The 18969-nt window shown below is 38.6% G+C and carries 15 protein-coding genes and 1 riboswitch; of the genes, 10 read left to right on the forward strand and 5 right to left on the reverse strand.

Features of this window, described 5'->3' with window-relative positions:
- Nucleotides 1-31: 31 nt before the first annotated feature.
- Nucleotides 32-1066, forward strand: a complete 1035-nt coding sequence (locus BR30_RS0123220; protein WP_026567090.1) for a DUF3231 family protein — start codon at nt 32-34, stop codon at nt 1064-1066.
- 110 nt (nt 1067-1176) lie between these two features.
- Here BR30_RS0123220 and BR30_RS0123225 read toward each other — a convergent pair whose 3' ends face one another.
- On the reverse strand, nt 1177-1554 hold the full coding sequence (locus BR30_RS0123225) for a VOC family protein (RefSeq protein ID WP_026567091.1): 378 nt from the start codon (nt 1552-1554) through the stop codon (nt 1177-1179).
- 471 nt (nt 1555-2025) lie between these two features.
- The gene (locus tag BR30_RS0123230; RefSeq protein WP_026567092.1) at nt 2026-2919 is read right to left on the reverse strand and encodes a DMT family transporter; all 894 of its coding nucleotides are present in this window, start codon (nt 2917-2919) and stop codon (nt 2026-2028) included.
- Nucleotides 2920-3427: 508 nt separating this feature from the next.
- Here BR30_RS0123230 and BR30_RS0123240 point away from each other — a divergent pair.
- Nucleotides 3428-3874: a PaaI family thioesterase gene (locus BR30_RS0123240; protein ID WP_026567093.1), complete on the forward strand. Its 447-nt coding sequence runs from the start codon at nt 3428-3430 to the stop codon at nt 3872-3874.
- A gap of 142 nt (nt 3875-4016) precedes the next feature.
- On the opposite strand, the gene BR30_RS0123245 is transcribed toward BR30_RS0123240, so the two are convergent.
- Together BR30_RS0123245 and BR30_RS0123250 are read right to left on the reverse strand one after the other, a co-directional pair.
- Nucleotides 4017-5456, reverse strand: coding sequence for a PH domain-containing protein (locus tag BR30_RS0123245; RefSeq protein WP_026567094.1), 1440 nt, complete (start codon nt 5454-5456; stop codon nt 4017-4019).
- Complete coding sequence (locus tag BR30_RS0123250; protein ID WP_026567095.1) at nt 5453-5968, reverse strand: PH domain-containing protein; 516 nt, start codon at nt 5966-5968, stop codon at nt 5453-5455. The genes BR30_RS0123245 and BR30_RS0123250 overlap by 4 nt, the downstream gene beginning before the upstream one ends.
- 179 nt (nt 5969-6147) lie before the next feature.
- Between BR30_RS0123250 and BR30_RS0123255 the strand changes: the two genes are divergently transcribed.
- The 5 genes from BR30_RS0123255 to BR30_RS0123275 all read left to right on the forward strand — a co-directional run bounded on the left by BR30_RS0123255 (nt 6148) and on the right by BR30_RS0123275 (nt 12618).
- Entirely contained in the window at nt 6148-7197 is a 1050-nt protein-coding gene (locus BR30_RS0123255) for a threonine aldolase family protein (protein ID WP_026567096.1), read from the forward strand.
- 105 nt (nt 7198-7302) lie between these two features.
- Nucleotides 7303-7382, forward strand: a riboswitch (ZMP/ZTP riboswitch).
- Nucleotides 7383-7530: 148 nt separating this feature from the next.
- Nucleotides 7531-8730: a phosphoglycerate dehydrogenase gene (locus tag BR30_RS0123260; RefSeq protein WP_026567097.1), complete on the forward strand. Its 1200-nt coding sequence runs from the start codon at nt 7531-7533 to the stop codon at nt 8728-8730.
- 213 nt (nt 8731-8943) lie between these two features.
- The gene (locus tag BR30_RS0123265) at nt 8944-10029 is read left to right on the forward strand and encodes a GerAB/ArcD/ProY family transporter (protein ID WP_231507776.1); all 1086 of its coding nucleotides are present in this window, start codon (nt 8944-8946) and stop codon (nt 10027-10029) included.
- Nucleotides 9995-11461: a spore germination protein gene (locus tag BR30_RS0123270; RefSeq protein ID WP_026567099.1), complete on the forward strand. Its 1467-nt coding sequence runs from the start codon at nt 9995-9997 to the stop codon at nt 11459-11461. Before BR30_RS0123265 ends, BR30_RS0123270 begins: the two co-directional genes overlap by 35 nt.
- Nucleotides 11458-12618 (forward strand): Ger(x)C family spore germination protein, encoded by a 1161-nt coding sequence (locus tag BR30_RS0123275; RefSeq protein ID WP_026567100.1) that lies wholly within the window; start codon nt 11458-11460, stop codon nt 12616-12618. The genes BR30_RS0123270 and BR30_RS0123275 overlap by 4 nt, the downstream gene beginning before the upstream one ends.
- Nucleotides 12619-12743: 125 nt before the next feature.
- Here the strand turns inward: BR30_RS0123275 and BR30_RS0123280 are convergent, their stop codons facing one another.
- A complete protein-coding gene (locus tag BR30_RS0123280; RefSeq protein ID WP_026567101.1) occupies nt 12744-14345 on the reverse strand; it encodes a PucR family transcriptional regulator in 1602 nt (533 codons plus the stop codon).
- 169 nt (nt 14346-14514) lie between these two features.
- On the opposite strand from BR30_RS0123280, the gene allC reads away from it, so the two are divergent.
- The 3 genes from allC to BR30_RS0123295 all read left to right on the forward strand — a co-directional run bounded on the left by allC (nt 14515) and on the right by BR30_RS0123295 (nt 18918).
- Nucleotides 14515-15756 carry an allantoate deiminase gene (gene allC / locus BR30_RS0123285; RefSeq protein WP_051633738.1) on the forward strand — a complete coding sequence of 414 codons (1242 nt, stop codon included), beginning with the start codon at nt 14515-14517 and terminating at the stop codon, nt 15754-15756.
- A 13-nt stretch (nt 15757-15769) separates the two neighbouring features.
- Nucleotides 15770-17020 carry a pyridoxal-phosphate-dependent aminotransferase family protein gene (locus BR30_RS0123290; protein ID WP_026567103.1) on the forward strand — a complete coding sequence of 417 codons (1251 nt, stop codon included), beginning with the start codon at nt 15770-15772 and terminating at the stop codon, nt 17018-17020.
- A gap of 320 nt (nt 17021-17340) precedes the next feature.
- Complete coding sequence (locus BR30_RS0123295) at nt 17341-18918, forward strand: phytoene desaturase family protein (RefSeq protein WP_026567104.1); 1578 nt, start codon at nt 17341-17343, stop codon at nt 18916-18918.
- Nucleotides 18919-18969 lie beyond the last annotated feature (51 nt).

An 18969-nucleotide genomic window follows, 5' to 3' on the forward strand; every position in this document is an offset into this window, starting at 1 on the left:
CTAGAAGGAAAAGTAGGTTAAGGGAGTAATCATGAAAACAATAAAACCGATTAAATTACACTCATATAAAACCGACACAAATGAAAATTTAACATCAGCAGAAATGGGTAAACTTTGGGCTACCTATATGGGAAACAGCATGGGAAAGTGCATTTTAAGTTATTATCTTCAACATGTTGAGGATAGTGATATTAAGACTTTGTTAGAAAATGCATTAAAATTAAGCGAAGAATTTATGAAAATCACTGAAGGAATATTCCAAAAGGAGAATTTCCCTATTCCGAAAGGATTTTCCGAAGAGGACGTAAACCCAGGTGCTCCTCGGTTATTTCAAGATGAATTCTATGTTCATTATCTTAAATATGCTTCGAAAGCAGGGATGAGTATTTATAACGTCGGCATCCCTCTTGTTTATCGAAAGGATATAAATGAGTTTTTCAGGTATTGTATGGATTGCACAATGGATTTAATGAGCCAAATCAAAGAAATATTAATGAATAAAGGTCTAATAATTAAGCCGCCTTTAATTCCAATTCCAGAAAAAGTGGAATTTGTTCATCAGGATTTTTTAAATGGCTTCTTTGGACATATACGACCTTTGCACGCATTAGAAATCGCACACTTTTACGATAATATTGAAAATAATGTAACGAGTAAGGCTTTAATTATGGCTTTTGCCCAAGTAGCAAAGGATGAAAAGATTCGGAAATTGTTTGAAAAAGGCAGAGATCTTACAACAACAAGTATTCAAAACTATATGCAAAAACTACATGATGAAAATTTGCCTACACCATCATTTCTTGATGATTTAGTGACAACATCTACTTTTTCTCCCTTTTCTGATAAGTTAATGCTATTTCATAAGATGGATATGTTTTCAATGAAAATAAGGGCATTTGGAAATTCATTAGCTGTAAATGGTAGACACGATGTTGGGCTCGTTTATACTAAATCGTTTACGAAAATTGCTTCTTTTGTTGAAAGTGCAGCTAAAATCTATATTGAGAAGGGCTGGATGGAACAACCGCCACATGCACCAGAAAGAGAAAAATTAGCTTCCAATTAGTCGTTGTTGTATCCATTATAAATACATTATTAGAAGATTAGACAATGTGAATCTAAAATCTGGAAAGAGTTATTTTGATAGTGATCAAAATAACTCTTCTTTTATTAATACTATTTATCTTCTCTTATTAAATAATCATTTCCATCCTGATCTTTAAAGTTGAACATGTTTCCGAATGGAAGTCGTAACATTTCCTCTACTACTACACCATTTTGCTTCATTTTTTCATAAGTAGTTTCGATATCCGAGGTGCTGAATAAAATGGATGGATGTGCAACTTTTGAAGGTTGATGCTGCTCCATTGCTGACTTTGAATAAAGTACTAAAGTAGTAAATTCATTTTCACTTGGGCCGACTTCGATCCAAAACGCGTCTGGTCCCATGGGTTGTTCCACTTTTAAGACAAAACCGACTTTATTAATCCAAAAATCTTTTGCCTCTTCTTGATTTTGTACATATACTGTTATCTTTCCAATTTTGTTAATCAAAGCGTAAATCTCCTTTTTTCATTATGTATTCAAAAATTAGTTTAGCAACCCACTTACCCAAAAGCAATATTAATAAGTAGAAGAAAAAGGGGGGATTTTTACAATTTGTAATTCCATCAGACGCTTCATTCAAGAATATGCTTTCGATACTGAAGAGCTGTCAGTAGTTTATAACCTCTAAGCTTAGGAATCATGCTATCGAGCAAAACGGGAACTTGAAAAAATCCCATCAAAAAAGCAAACAGAACGACATGAAGTAAAAACAAATCATAGAATACTCCGTTAACATGTTTTATTAATTAATATTTAAAGTCAATTGAATTATCTACTGAATTGTAGGAAAAAGCCTTTGTACCATATAAGTTTATTGTTACATTCAATTATATTTTCCAATCTAGGCAAGGTGTTGTTTCTAAAAACACTCTAAAACACAAAACAGTGGGGAACGAATGCTCCCCACTGTTTATAACGTTATTTAGCTGTTTTTTTGAATGATGGTTTGGAAAATATCATTGATTGATTTTCGCTAACAAATGTGGAACCTAAAAGCAATGCCCCACCGATCATTTGGATAACAGTCATTTGTTCTTGTAAGATTACCCCTGAAATTAGTATAGCTACAAATGGGTCTACATAACTTAGCATCGCAATACTCTGTCCCTTTAACTTTTCCATACCAGAGAAAAATAACCAAAATCCAATACCAGTGTTAATAATCCCTAAAAGTATGATAAATGGAATGGATGATCTTGATACTGCCAAGATCCCGAAACCCTCCGTAAAAAGCACATATGGCAAGAGTAGTAAAGCAGTTGTTCCAAGTTGGATGATTGTAATCTCTAACTTGGATATGTTTTGAATAAATTTATTCAATAACATTAATGCAGCGTAAAATGCAGCTGCAACTAACCCAAAAAAGATTCCAAGTAGATCACCTTTTCCAGATGCACTTATGCCATTTCCAACAATCAGTAACATTCCCAATATCGCTACACCAATACAAACAATCTTTTTGATAGGTAATTGTTCTTTAAGGACAATTGGTGAGAGAATCATGACAAACACTGGTGCAAAGTAATACGCTAATGTTGCGTTAGTGACTGTTGTATAGTCGTATGATTGATACAGGAAAATCCAATTCCCTCCTAATGCAATACTAGAAAGAAATAAGACGAAAGCATTAGCTTTCACTAATTTCCACGGAATGGATTTTTTCATCACAAAAAATACCAACGTTAAAAATAGGCATCCGATTGAACTACTTAGTAAAGCTGTTTCACTCGAAGATAAATCAATGTATCTTACAACTAAACCAATTGTACCGAAAATAATCATTGATAATATAAACTGAATGTTAGATTTCATCGTCTACTCCTTCGAATCTACGAAACAGCTTATATTTCGCAGATTCTTAATCTGTTTTTAATATAAGCTTATTCAGTGCTGATAGGGCAGCTGGAGTAAACGGTGGTGGTGGTGATGTTGAAAATGGCTTCCAAGTGTATAAATTTATATTTGATAATGGCATAATAATCCCCCTGTTTCTATTAGTATATTAATAATATCAATTAAACTATTTAAAAGCTAATTGAATGAACAGATGCAAAAGTTGAAGATCCGGCTGTCAGTCTTGGCAGTTTTTCTTTTGCACTTAAGGGAAGGTTAAGGCTTTATTTTTAGATTCATTGATAATCAAGGATTAGAACCATTTTATTTTTCTGCAGGGCTCATCGTTAGTTAAAGAAGGGAATTAAATTTATTCGTGGAATATCATAAGGTAAACATTTCCTTTAGAAAGGAATATCTATGGAGGTTCCAGTAAGTCAGAAAATAGATTTTTTATAAAAAACTTAACTATTTGGAAGGTGAAATAATGAATCATTTAGAAGGATTAAAGAAAATGATGGCAGGTGAAATACCTGGACCACCAGTTGCCCAAGTACTAGGTTTTAAAGTGGCAGAAGTAGAAGAAGGTAGAGTTGTGATTGAACTGGAAGCTTCTGATCGGCTTCATAATCCGATGGGTACGCTACACGGTGGAATACTTTGTGATATAGCTGATGCAGCAATGGGATATGCTTTTGTTAGTACACTGGCTGAGGACGAACTTTTTACAACGGTTGAGATTAAATTGAATTTCCTTAAACCCATTTTTAATTCGAATCTTAGAGCTGAGGGTCAACTAATTAAAAAAGGTTCCAAAATTGGATTACTAGAATGTCATATATATGATGAAAAAGGAGGCCTTGTTGCTCATTCAACAAGTACATGTATGATATTAGATGGAAATTCTAACGGAAAAAGAGCAAGGATAAAATAAACAAAACCTAATGCAAGGTTTGGACGTAACAAAAATAAAGAAACTCGCCAATTTTAAAACGGCGAGTTTTGCCTTTTTATACCAATAGCAATGCCAATCTTTCTGTCACTTCACCTTTACAAAACGGAACTTATTTTTATTGTTACGAGGCGGATTTTTTCTTGTACCAGGTATAAAAAGTTCCTGCTTCTTCCTTGGAAACTCCATAAATCTTAGTGTCATGTGTTGGTTTAGCCTTATTTGAGAAATGAAGGGTAGCTACACCGAAACGACGCTGCAGCCATGAGTGCTTCACCGTAATTTGTTGGATACGTGCACGATGGGTGACAAAGGTTTCATTTGTTAAGCCGCCTATTTTGATTTGGATCGTATTTCCTTCACGGAGATAACTGGTGAACCAGTAGTCTAGGACCCGAATCAATACGGAAATGACAAAGACAATTCCAGCGATCCATAGCCACCCCGGTTTAACAATCCACAGTCCAATAACCGCCAGTATGGTTAAATAATAGGGATGGAGGAGCTTAAGCCAGAGAACTTTCAGCGGGAAACGATTCATATTTTCTTCGATTCGATAATCAGGCAGGATCGTGTGCAAAACCCGATAGGCTTCCTGCTTAGGCATAAAGGGATATAAAGAACTGGTTTCCTGATTTTCTTCTTCGAAGCCACCTGCACTAATAAGCTTGATGGCAGCGAGTCCGAGAATCCGCTTCAGGATGGTTTGTTCAACAATTATGGCTTGAACTCTATGTTTTGGAATGGAAAAGCTGACAAAATGGCCGACACCTTTTTCAATATAAATTCGCTCATGATCGTCACTAATGACATAATTTCCATACTTCCACGTGGTTTTGATAAAGCCGATTAAAACGGATAGTCCAAGTGCTAAGATAAAAAGTGCAATCATTATCCACCAATGGATCAACAAGTAATCAAGGGCATTCTCCGCAGTTTCCTCAATTTGAAAGTACTCCGCTAGATTGGTATAAATCGCACCTAATAAAGGGAAAATTGCCAGGAAACTGAGCGAAGTGAAAGACGCTTTGATAATATCTTTCTTGGTTGATCGGAAGTGTATCTTACGTTCCCCGATTTGATTTACTAATCCTTCTTCTCTAGCCTCAATAGAATCTTGTTTTTGCTTCAAAAGGGTTATAATTCGTTCTTTTTCTTCGTTTGTAATCACGGGAAACTCAGCGGAGGCATTTTCTCCACTTGTACCGGTATCAAGAGTTAAGGAAGTAAGACCAAACCATTGATGTACAAAAGTGGTGCTCGAAGTTTGGTTATGGACCCGGTCTAAAGCAAATGTATGCTGTTCTTTAACAAATACACCTTCGTATAGAACAATAGAATCCCTGCCAATTTCATAGCGGTGGAAAAACCATCTCAATAGGATCGAAATTAATCCCCATAATGTAGCGATGAGAAATAGATAACGGCCCCAAATGACCCAATTTGATGTGGAGGATGCTTTAAGCACAAATAAAAAGAGAAAGAACCAAATTGAATTTTTGATTAATTTTACCATCTCGACAACGATTATGGCAGGATGATACCTTTTTGCCACTTGGTTCATACTCCTTCTCCTTCCACTAAATCTGTATCCTGGATTTTGGCATACACTGCAATTTCTGCTTGCAGTTTTTTTGCTTCGTCTGATGCAATGGCCGGAATGACATGACTGGAAGTAGTGGTGCCAATTTCTATTTTGTACAGTTGATAACGCCGCATGATTGGTCCTTGTTCAGTGCGAACGTATTCAACTTTTTCCATCGGAATTAACGTGTGTTGTATTTGCCATTTCCCATGTTTCAATTGAACAAATTGGGGGTCAATTTTATATCGCCACGTCTTTTGTAGAAAGACTGGTGAGATCAGTATTGAATAGACCGAGGATATCACAGTGATAACACCAATTAAATAAAGAACAATTCCAATCCATCCATACCAATCCAATTTTTCTGTGCAAACAATCAAAACAGCGATAAAAAGTAAGGCGATCCCGTGCCCAACTGAATTTGATATTCTCCACATTTTCACCGCATTATCCGAAATTTTTTCTGCCGGTTCATCTATTTGTAAGTACATATATTTCACCTCAAATATCGTATACGTTTCTTTCTATCAAAGAGTTTCATCAATTACAGGATAGATTTATCTATATTTTTTAAAATTGGCGCCAATTTCCCTATTGTTTTAGCTTACTTCATATTATGATACGATGGAATGGTAAAGAAATATTCAATCATTAAAACGGGGGCACGATCATGTATAGCTTTAAGAACGATTACAGCGAAGGCGCACATCCTAGAATTTTAAATGCATTAATAGAATCCAACCTGGTTCAAGATGATGGATATGGGGAAGATCAATTTTCTCGACATGCGGTTGAACTGCTAAAAGAGAGAATGGGAGAGCCAGACGTTGATGTTCATCTCTTATCAGGCGGCACACAAACAAATTTGATTGCGATTTCAGCTTTCCTAAGACCGCATGAAGCGGCCATGGCAGCAAGTACCGGCCATATTCTTGGCCATGAAACGGGGGCAATCGAAGCGACTGGCCATAAAATCCTCTCGATTGAAGCGGAAAACGGTAAATTAACTCCATCAGATGTACAAGCGGTACTCGATGGTCATCCTGATGAGCATATGGTCAAGCCAAAGTTAGTATACATATCAAATTCAACTGAAATAGGTTCCATATATACCCGAAATGAACTGGAGCAGTTAAGTGATTTTTGCAAAAAGAACCATCTTATATTGTATATGGATGGGGCACGACTTGGCTCAGCTCTTTGCTCGGAGGAGAATGACCTGCAATTAAGTGATCTCCCTGGACTGGTCGATGCATTCTATATCGGAGGAACAAAGAATGGGGCACTTCTTGGTGAGGCTTTAGTCATCTGCCGCGATTCATTAAAGGAAGATTTTCGTTACCACATGAAGCAGAAAGGGGCGCTGCTAGCAAAAGGGAGACTATTGGGCATTCAATTTCTTGAACTGTTCCGGGACGATTTGTTCTTTGATTTGGCCACGCATGCGAATAGGATGGCAGCAACACTTAGAGAAGGAATTAGCAAAGCAAATATTCCATTTCTAACCCATTCACCATCGAATCAAATCTTTCCCATTTTACCAAATGAGCTGATTGCAGAATTAGAGAAAAACTATGCGTTTCATCTCTGGGAAAAGGTGGATTTGGAACACTCGGCCATTCGCCTTGTGACATCCTGGGCAACAAAAGAAGAAGAGGTAGCAGCCTTCCTTGAGGATGTTATGGGATTATTTATACAGAAGAACATTAGGGAATCATAATAACAAAACTGTGAAGTCAATAAGTTTTATAAAAAAAATTAATTTTTTAAAAGTTCAATATGCTTGAATATTCTTAGAAAATTTGTTATTTTTAGAGAAATGAAAAAGACGATGTGTAACTGGCGAAACACGGATTACCGTGAGGGAGCACATATAAGTCGTAGCCGTTCGCCTGGGCAGAGGTAAGGAAACAAATCCTTGCCTCTTTCTGTATATTAGGGGGGGATAGAACCGGCTAGAAAGACTGTTAAATTTCTTCATTCTAATAGAAACATATCCTTATATAAAAAGAGAGATTGAAAACTATAATAGAAGAGCAGAGGAGAAAACAAAATGAGCACAACTATCTTAGACAAAAAGCAAACAATCAAAACGTTAAATAATATTGCTGAGAGCGGGCTAAAGGTCTTCAATCAGGATACTTTCACGATTGATAATGACAGTGTAAATCCGGATGCTATTGTGGTTCGTAGTTTTAATATGCATGCCCTTGAATTGGGCAATGAGTTGAAGGCTATTGCACGTGCCGGAGCGGGTGTCAATAATATTCCGGTCGATAAATGTACAGAGCAAGGAATTGTTGTGTTTAATACTCCTGGTGCAAATGCGAATGCGGTAAAAGAAATCGTACTCACCACATTAATGGCTTCATCCCGTAACCTGTTTGACGGTATTGAGTGGACAAAGAATTTATCAGGCGAAGGTGAACAAATTCCGAAACTTGTCGAAGCTGGTAAGAAACAATTCGTAGGTAAAGAAATTAAAGGAAAAACACTAGGTGTCATCGGTTTAGGTGCAATCGGTGCACTTGTAGCAAATGATGCTCTTGATTTAGACATGGATGTCATTGGCTTTGACCCGTTCATCTCTGTTGATACAGCTTGGAATTTATCACGTAATGTTCAGCGCGCAATGACAATTGAACAACTTTTTGCAAATAGTGATTATATCACTGTGCACGTTCCATTTACCGATGACACAAGAGGGATGTTTAATGAAGCAACTTTCAGCATAATGAAGCCGGGCGTTCATATTTTAAATTTCTCTCGTGGAGAGCTTGTGAATGAAAAGGATATGGCTGCAGCCTTAGAAAGCGGTCAGGTTGGTAAGTTTATTACAGATTTCCCGAATGAAAATGTATTGGGAATGAAAAATGTGATTCCGATTCCGCATCTCGGTGCTTCTACCCAAGAATCAGAAGAAAACTGTGCCATTATGGCTGCCCGTCAAGTGAAGGATTTTCTAGAAACAGGAAATATCAAAAACTCAGTGAATTTCCCAAATGCGGCCCTTGATTATACAGGGAAACGCCGTGTGGCGGCATTCCACAAAAACGTTCCAAACATGGTAGGTCAGTTGACGCTAGCAATCTCAGGCTATAATCTTAACATCGCTGACATGATTAATAGAAGCCGCGGAGAATACGCCTATACGATGATCGATATTGATAATAAAGTAAATGGCGAAGTCATTCCTGGTTTGTTAGAAAAAATCAATCAAATTGAAGGTATTGTAACAGCGCGTGTTATATAAGAGTAATAAAAGCTCGTGTCTCATTAATAAAATTGATGAGACACGAGCTTTTTTTTACTTTCAATGTGATTCTTTTTTAGCCGACCGTTTCGGTTGTAATCTTTGAAGGGCACATATATTTATCATTTTTGGTGATAATATTACCTAAAATAATAAAGTTCGGTGATTATAATACAAAACTTAATTAAAATACTCCTTCCAAGACAATTATTTTTGTTACTGATCCTTTCGACAGGTTTACTAAATCATGTCCTGCTTATACCAAATATACTCACCGCAGCTGGAAGAGACAGTTGGTTAAGTGTCATTGTGGCATATCCGATTTCTCTTTTCTTTCTCTGGCTTGTGTATTTTATTGTAAAAAACAGTCCAAAAGAAGGCTTCTTTTCCATGATTCGACAGCGTCTTGGAAGGACTTTTTCTACCGTTTTTTCGATTCCTGTCATCCTATTTTTATTCACAAGCTCTTATGTAACTTTTAGGGACTTAATGATCTGGTTAAAGTCCTATTTTCTCTCGGATGCTTCTGTTTTTATGATTAATTTTATTTTGATTTTTGTCTGTTTTTTAATCACACTTGCTGGGGTCAAAAGCATGGCTATATCTAGCGGTTTTTTACTACCGCTTGTTGTGTTATTTGGCATATCTATTGCAATTACAAACACAAGCTTAAAGGACCCAAGTTTATTATTTCCTGTGTTTGTAGACGGCTATTCTCCTCTAATTAGAGGGGGATTCTATGTTCTATCAGGTCTTCTTGAGATTTACATGGTTATCCTGTTGCAGCCATTTTCACAGGGACCGATTAAATTTAAACAGATGTTTATATTATTGACTTTTTTAACAGGCTTAATATTAGGGCCGCTTTCGGCATCAATCATGGAGTTTGGACCTACTGAATCAGTCTACTTCCAATATCCGGCTTATGAGCAGTGGCGTGTATTAAGCATTGGGGAATATATATCACATCTAGATTTTTTTGCTTTATATCAATGGCTTAGCGGTGCGTTGATTCGAATTGGATTATTCATGTATCTGTTAGGTACATTTTTTACCCATAAAAAGAAACATTATCGACTGAACCCTAAGCTTGTTGGAGGCATGTATCTCATGTTGTTCGGTCTGATGACCATAAAAGTAGAAACCTATTATTTCTATAAGGCTATTTATAAATACTTTTTACCGGCTAGTATGGTATTTTTCCTTTTTCAAATCCTGCTATCAGCCGCCATTATTCTAGTTTTAAAGAAGAGGGATAAACAACATGGTAAGAAAAATACTCTTGAATCCACTTCGTAATGAAAGGCTAAGGCTAAAGGAGAAATCCGAACATCTTAAAAATCAATTTAAGAAAAGTCAAGACCTACGACTGATTGAGCACCATACAATCATGGACACGTTTGAAATGATCTATTTTGAAACCCTGATTGATAATCATTATTTAGATCAATATATTTTACCTAAACTCAGTGAGGATAAAGAAGATTCTGTCAAAAAAAAGCTTAAATCTTTTTTCCAAGCAGAAGATGTAAGTTTGGAATCCCTAGATGATCTATCAAATTTACTTTTTGATGGAAATGTCTTATTTTTATTCGGTGATTCGTTTTTAAGTATTCAAGCAGGATCCTTACCCATGCGGCAACCTGAAGAATCCGCGATTGAGAGCTCAATAAGGGGTCCAAAGGATGGTTTTGTAGAGGATCTAAAGACAAATATCTCCTTAATAAGGCGAAGACTTAACACCTCGTCTTTATGTTTAGAGAAATATACGATTGGTAAAAGAAGTAGAACAAAAGTAGTACTCATGTATATAGATGATTTAATTGATCAGCGAGTTTTGGATGAAATCCATAAAAGGTTAAATAAAATTGAACTGGATATCTTGACGAGTATTCATGAACTTGAATCATATGTTCGTGATAGACCGTTTTCAATCTTCCCGAGTATGGACTATACGGGTAGACCTGACTTTATTGTTCAGGCGCTGAATCAAGGGCGTTTTGCTCTCATTGTTGATGGAAATCCTACAGTCACTTTTGCACCGGTCAATATATTATTGCAGATTAAATCCCCTGAGGACACTTACATAAGTTATGCTTATGTATCAATAGAAAGAATTATCAGGATAATAGGGTTGATCATATCTGCTTTTTTACCTGGTGCATGGATCGCATTTTCTGCCTATAATATTGAACAGGTTCCCTATTTACTGGTTGCGACTATTACAATCTCGCGTTTTGGGCTGCCCATTTCTTCACCACTAGAAATGTTTATTGTTCTATTTTTGTTTGAGCTATTTAATGAAGCGGGGGTACGCTTGCCAAGAGCAATTGGGCAAACTGTAGCTGTTTTAGGTGGCTTAATCGTAGGGGATGCTGCCATTCGGGCGGGGTTAACTTCACCGACCATGCTGGTCGTAGCGGCCATTACCTACATCTCGTCTTTTACGTTAGTGAATCAAACTTTAAGTACGGCTTGTACAATCTTAAGATTCACGATTATCTTAATGAGTACCTTATTTGGATTATTCGGTGTCATTATTGGCTTTATTCTAACGGTTTTTTACTTTTCAACCATTTCTTCCTTTGGGTCTCCATACCTAGGCTCTCTTTCGCCAATCAATCTAAAAGGAATGATTAAGTCATTCCTTAGGGCTCCAATCCAATTTTATAAGTCAAGAACAAACTTAACCAGTCCAGATGATCCAACAAGGGGTGGAAATCAATCATGAATAGGAAATGGATGATTTCTTTTTTAGCGGGTTGTCTGCTTCTTTCTGGTTGTTCAGGTTTAAAAAATATTCAAGATGTAACCTATGTGGTGGCAATTGGTATGGACTATGATGAAGAAAAGAAGGAGTATATCGCGTATCTTCAATCCTTAAATTTCGCGAATGTAGCAAAGGTGGAAGGGGGCAAACCTACTGAACCCATCCCGATTTTTATTGCATCAGCAACAGGAGAAACACTAAATTTAGCGGTTGGTAACCTTTATAAAAAGTCGGAGCCTCCTTTATTTTTTGGACACGTAGAAACACTTGTTTTAAGTCAAAGAATAGTCAGGAATCATTTTAAGGAAGTAATAGTAGAAATAGGAAGAAACCGTTCGCTCCGGCATACCTTACGAGTCATGACAACAGATGAAAATATTAGCAAAGTATTTAATATAAAGGCATTATTTAATTATCCAGCAATATACACGGTTCTTTTTAGAAAGGAAAAGAACGAAGTGTATCAAGATGAGATCAAGCCGATGACATTAATGGATTTTTTAAGAGCCTATTATGAGCCTATGGGGGTGGCCAAACTACCTAATGTAAAAATTGACTCTCAAAGCTGGAAGGCTGACGGAAATTATCCCATTGTATTTTTCGATGGATATGCCATTTTTCAACGGCAAAAATTTAAAAAAGTCCTTCCTTTCAAGGACGCTGTTTATGTTAATTGGTTATTAGAAAAAAAGGTATCTTTAGATCAAAGAGTAGAAGATGATGGAAAGCTTGTAGCTGCAATGAAACTAGCCACTCCTAAAATGAAGGTAAAATACAAGAAGAGAACTACAACCCCAAAGTTTTCCCTAGAAGTGTATGTACCAGCAGATTTGATCGAAATAATCAAAGATATTCCCGAACCGAAATTAACGAAATTAATTGAAGACGATATAACAAGAAAACTCACTTCCATTTATAAACGTGGAGTTAAAAATAAAACAGATTTATTAAATGTTGGTGAAAAATGGTATAGAAAACATCCAAAGCAATATAAGGAATTAAAAAAATCAAACAGCTTTTATTTAGATAAAGACTCCTTAACGAATATAAAGGTTAAGGTGCAAATCTTTCATTTTAATAGCTATAAGTATGAACAGAGAGATCAAAGAGGTTTCTAACACCACTCAAGCAGCAAACAGGAATTTCCCCAACAGCTCGCCAATTGGCGAGTTTTTTTGTGACTAATAAGAGTCCTTATGGAGATCTGTGCTTAGTCGCATTTGCTTGAGTGGAAATATTTCTTTTAAGTTTGTAACAGTGCTCTGATCCTTAAGGCAAGTCTAATTTGCATCGTTGTTTCTGAATCCTTTAAGCTTTTTCCGAGAATTTCCTCACACTTTTCAATTCGATAGATGACCGTGTTACGATGAACAAACAACCGTTTGGCCGTTTCGGAAATTTGGCAGTGTGTTTCCAAATAGACAGACAACGTATCTAGCAGTGTCTGTTCATCTTCAACTTTTGTGTCTGCCAATCGGCTTAGGGCAAATGTATAAAAATTTTTTAACTCATCTTTGGGGACCATTCGCAATAATTCCATAACGTCCTTAGTATGATATGTTTGGATATAGGCTGTTTTCTTGGAAAGATGCCCCTGTGATAAGGCGTCTACAGCATCTTTGTAAGCATTTTTTACATCAAGAAACGTATGACTTACATTACTCACACCAAAGGAAATCGTATTCCCGAAGTAAGTAAATACGTTTTCCTGAAGGAGAAGTAAGGTCGATTCACAGTAAGTGCTAGGCGTTGAGATTGTTTCTTGAATTTCAAATAAAAGAATACAAGTTTCTCCTTTTGTGAAAAAGTGGATGTAGGGAGTTATAACAGAGACTTCCCCTTCGATAAAATCATAAATATCATCTGCTTTTTCAAGGCGCTCAGTATAGGTAGGGTGACCGTCGTTCCTGTCGATTTTACCAACTGCACAAATAAACTTCTGGTCATTTTTTAATGAAAACTCCGCTGCTCGACCGATGATTTCCTCTTGAGAAGAAAACCTACCATCTGAAAAATGAAGAAAGAAATCATTTCGTATACTTCGTTCTTTCTGTCGTAGTGCATGTTCCTTCATAAGTGCAAACGAGATTACATTAGTAGCTTGTTCTATTGTTAATGAAATCAGATGATCGGTTTTCTCAATCTCCCCTATAATCATAAGAAATCCTTTTTTCTTTTCACTCATGTGTACAGGGAATAAAGTACAGGTCTGTTTAGTGGATCTTACTGACATGGAAATGGGTGAATTCATCAAAGAAGGAATTTTGAGACCATCCAGAGTTAAGGGGAAGTCTAGGTTTGTCATAGGTTGATAAATCGGCTTAAAATACTGATCCATTAATAGAACAGGTCGCCCGATCACTTGAGATAAATCTTGAAGTAAGAATTCAATCCCTTTACCTTCCATAATGATCTTGGTAAATTGCTTGTGGATCTCTAATGCAAGCGTCAATTCAGCAGCCCGTTGGTCAAGTATTGCCCGTAATGTATGATTGACAATTTCCCCAAGTGATAATTCTAATGGGAGTTCAATAATGGGTAAAGCTAGCTCGTTTGCCAGAATCATAGCTTCTACTGGTACTTTATCTAGAAAGCGTTTTGTCTTGATTCCTAATCCAGCACACCCTTGTTCAGCCATCGCTTGAACTAGCTCGATTAGCTTATTGGGCTGATCTTTGAAATGATAAGCGGTTGTGATAAGAAATTCATTCTCATGTAAGAATGGAATAATATCGGGTGCATCCATCATATTGACTGATTCCACTTCACGTTCTGTTCCGGATTCACCGGCGATAATCGTCATTCCTGCTAAATGTGGGATTGTTAAGACTTCATTTACTAACATGGAAAACACTCCTTGTAAAAAACATAACGATAACATTTTTCATTTATTTTATCATGATTTAGTTAATCTGCATAAAAATTTGCGATAATTTTTACGTTTTCTCTAATGAATTTCATTTTTATTGATTGTAAACTAGGAATATACGTAGTAATGGTGAGGGGTGAAGTGGATGGGCATTCAAGTAGACAACTTGGAAAAAGGTCAGGTGGAAGCAATGATTGAATGGCTTGCTTCGATTGGAGAAACGGAGAACGGGGGAGTAACAAGACTTTTGTATACTCCATCTTGGCTGGAGGCACAGCTAGCATTAAAAAATATAATGGAACAATCGAAACTGCAAACGTACTTTGATAGTGTCGGGAACTTATTTGGACGGTTGCCTGGGACAGATTCAAGTGCGAAGACGATCTTGACCGGCTCTCACGTTGATACGGTCATCGATGGAGGAAAATACGATGGTGCCTATGGGATTCTTGCTAGTTTCATAGCTGTAATGAGGTTATTTCAAGCATATGGATACCCAAAGAAAACAATCGAAGTGGTCTCTTTATGTGAAGAAGAAGGGAGTCGTTTTCCCCTTACCTTTTGGGGATCAAGAAATATTTGTGGTACCTACACCCTTGATCGGGTAAAAGAGGTGAAAGACTCAGCGGAAATTCCATTTTTAGAAGCGATGATAGTAGCGGGTTTTGATCCTGAAAAGTATTCTACTCCCGTTCGCGAAGATGTGGAACGGTTTGTTGAGATCCATATCGAACAAGGGATGGTACTTGAGAAAAATCAGAATCAGGTGGGGATCGTGACTCATATAGTCGGACAACGCCGTTATACCATTCACATCAAGGGAGAAAGTAACCACGCAGGGACGACCCCGATGCCATATCGGAAGGATGCGGTTACTACTGCTTCCCATTTTATTTCCTTTTTAACGGAAAAAGCGAAAGCGGTCGACCCGCAATTAGTGGCAACGGTGGGAAGGTTACAAGTAAAACCGAATGTGCCGAATGTAGTCGCTGGTGAGGTAGAATTTAGCCTGGATATTCGCCATCATCAGGAAGAGGTTATTGATCAATATTGTAAGGAGATTTTCACAGAGTTTAAACGATATACTGAAAGCCTAAATATGGAAATTGCAATCTCCCAATGGATGGATGTAAAACCAGTAAAGATGGACGGAGAGATGTGTGAGTGGGCAAGGGAAATCGCAGTACGGAAAAACTACCGTTATCAAGACATAATCTCGGGTGCAGGGCATGATTCCCAAGTATTTGGCACGAAATGCCCCACATCCTTATTATTTGTCCCAAGTCAAAATGGAATCAGTCATTCACCAAAAGAATTTACGAGTTTGGAAGATTTAGAAACAGGAATTGACCTATTAACTGAAGTCTTATATAAACTAGCATATTAAGGAGTGGTTAGAAATGGCTTTTTCTGAGTTGCACACCCCAATGAGAACGATTATGACCCCAGGGCCGGTGGAAGTTGACCCTAGAGTATTGCGTGCGATGAGCACACCAATCTTAGGTCAATTTGATCCTGCTTTTACAAATATTATGAACCAAGTCATGGAAATGCTTCGCCAAGTTTTCCAAACGAAAAATCGCTGGGCATTTCCCATCGATGGCACATCCCGTTCCGGAAATGAAGCCATCCTTTGCAGCATCATCGAACCAGGAGACCGGGTGCTTGTACCGATTTTCGGGAGATTCGGACATTTATTAGTGGAGATCTGTGAAAGATATGGTGCAGAAGTGTATACGATGGAGTGTCCATGGGGTAAAGTATTTGATCCGCAAACGGTAATTGATGAAATGGAGCGGGTTAGGCCCAAAATTTTGGCGATTGTTCATGGCGAGACATCTACTGGTAGAATGCAGCCGCTGAAAGAAATTGGTCTAGCATGCCGTGAGCATGACGTATTGCTTGTGGTGGATGCCGTCGCTTCTATCGGTGGTGTTGATGTTAAAACCGATGAATGGTGTATTGACGGTTTAATAGGCGGGACGCAAAAATGCTTATCCGTTCCATCAGGGATGGCACCAATTACTTTTAATGAACGAATTGAAAGCATTTTAACTTCCCGTAAAAAGGTCGAACGCGGGATTGCGACTGAGGAGGATCTGCGTTATTCCCGCAGCAGCCATCCAATCGCCAGCAATTATTTTGATTTAAGCATGCTCCTAGATTATTGGGGTCCCAGAAGACTCAATCATCATACCGAGGCCACTTCGATGATTTACGCTTTGTATGAGGGGCTTCGATTAGTGTTAGAGGAAGGACTTGAACAGCGATTTGAACGTCATAAGTATCACGAAACCGCGTTAGTTGCAGGGCTTGAGGCAATGGGATTGCAGCTATTTGGCGATGCCGAGCATAAACTGCCTTGTGTCACCTGCGTAGAAATTCCAGGCGGGGTGGACGGAGAATCCGTCCGAAAAATGCTGCTTGATGCCTTTAGTATTGAAATAGCTTCCTCCTTTGGACCGCTCCAAGGAAAAATCTGGAGAATTGGAACGATGGGATATAGCTGCCGAAAGGAAAATGTGTTGTCTGTTCTTGGTGGATTAGAAGCGGTATTGATTCGTCACGGAGTAAAGGTAAATCATGGACAAGCATTACAGGCTGCGCTTGATGTATATGCAGTGGAGAATCGTATGTTAGTGTTGAAGTAGAGAAGAATAGCTGATTTTTGAGGTGCCGCTCCTTGTTGTTATGGGGAGCGGTGCCTTTTTTTCTTTTTAGTGGATCCTTCATTTCCAGAGAGCAATATATTTTGCATTTGGGTAAATACAGTTATACCCCAACAGCATGAACGGGTGGTACATTCTCGTATATTTCGAATGCAACTCTTCTTATTGCTAGGTTTCCTAATAAACATAGTAGTTAATGATAATTAAATTTTTAAAAATGTACTAGATTTAGTACTTAGTATCCAGACACCAGCATATCTTTTTTCGTATGTATGGCTTGAACATATAGAAGGAGAGATAAGATGGAAAATTATGATGTCATTATTATTGGCAGCGGCCATAACGCTTTAATTACTGCTGCCTATTTAACGCGCGCGGGACGCAGTGTACTAGTGTTAGAAAAAAATGATCGTCCGGGCGGATTTCTACGCACCGAAGAGCTGACGCTGCCAGGTTTTAAACATGATGCATTTGCGGCTGCACATCCTCTTTTTACCACCGGACCAGCTTACGCGGAACTAAAAGAGGAACTAGAAGCACGTGGACTTCGTTATTTAAATACGAACCTGCCGACTGGTGTTTCGATGGAAGATGGACGTACGGCTGTCCTGCCTAACTCGTTTGAGGGACTTATGGTCGAGGCGGAACGACTGGCACCTGGTGACGGTGCTGCTCTAGCTGGTATGTTTGAACAGTTAAATCCATATGTCAACGATGTATTTGGTTTATTCAATATGGATCTCTCTAGCCCTGAAGCTGCACCGATCCTGCAGCGCTTGCTTCACGAAGGTGACGGAGCGGGCTATTCACCATTCGCTGCCTCACTAGTTTCAACCGCCCGTAATACTGTAAGTTCTTTAAAGTCACCGGTGACGCGGGCGATGCTGGCCTCCTGGGTTACACACCTTGGCCGGACACCAGATGAAGTCGGCAGCGGAATTTGGGTGCCACTGACAGTGATGGCACTGATAGGCGGCGGGATGCCTATACCAGAAGGCGGCAGTGAGAAATTAATTCAAGCATTATCACAGCTGATAAAGGATCATGGCGGCGAGATTCTAACACACACTCATGTAGAGCGGATTTTAGTGGAGAATGGTCGAGCGATTGGCGTTAGAACCGCAAAGGGGAAAAAATATCGGGCGAAGCAGGCAGTCGTGGCCTCAACCACACCTGACCAACTCTATCTCTCGCTCTTGGCCGATACCGAGATATCCCCGCCGCTTCGTGCACAAGCGAAACAGTTCCGATATGGCCGCGGATGTTTGCAAATTCATTTAGCACTAAGTGAGCCGCCAAAGTGGGCAGATAAACAATTTAACCGTGTGGGGCAACCGCATCTAACAGACGGATTGGATGGATTTACTCTAGCAATTGCCCAAGGAGCAGCTAATCTGCTCCCATCGAATCCTACCTTTACGGTCGATTGTTCTACGAACCTCGATCCGACGCGTGCACCGGAAGGAAAAGCGATTATGCGTGTTCAAGTGCTGGAAGTGCCTATTCGACCACGCGGGGATGCTGCAAACCAAATCGATGTAGGAGATGGTTCGTGGACACTTGATTTAACTGAGCGGTTTACTGAACGTGTGCTAAATGTGATGAGTAAGCATATTCCAAATATACCAAGTGCAGTAATTGGAAAATATGTTGTGACACCAGACACGATTGCTAGATTTAACCCGAACTCAGGACCGGGGGATCCGTACGGCGGCGCACACGATTTGGCGCAAAGCTATCTCCTTAGACCACTACCTGGTCAACCGGGTCATCAAACAGCTATTCCCAATGTATATATGCTCGGTGCCGCAACCTGGCCAGGACACGGAGTGAACGGCGGATCGGGGTATATTGTTGCCCAGAAGCTACTCTCGCAATAAATTTTTATGAAAAAATCGTTTAAGAAGCCCTATGTTCCGTTGGAATTAGGG

This window comes from Bacillus sp. UNC41MFS5 (genome assembly GCF_000686805.1).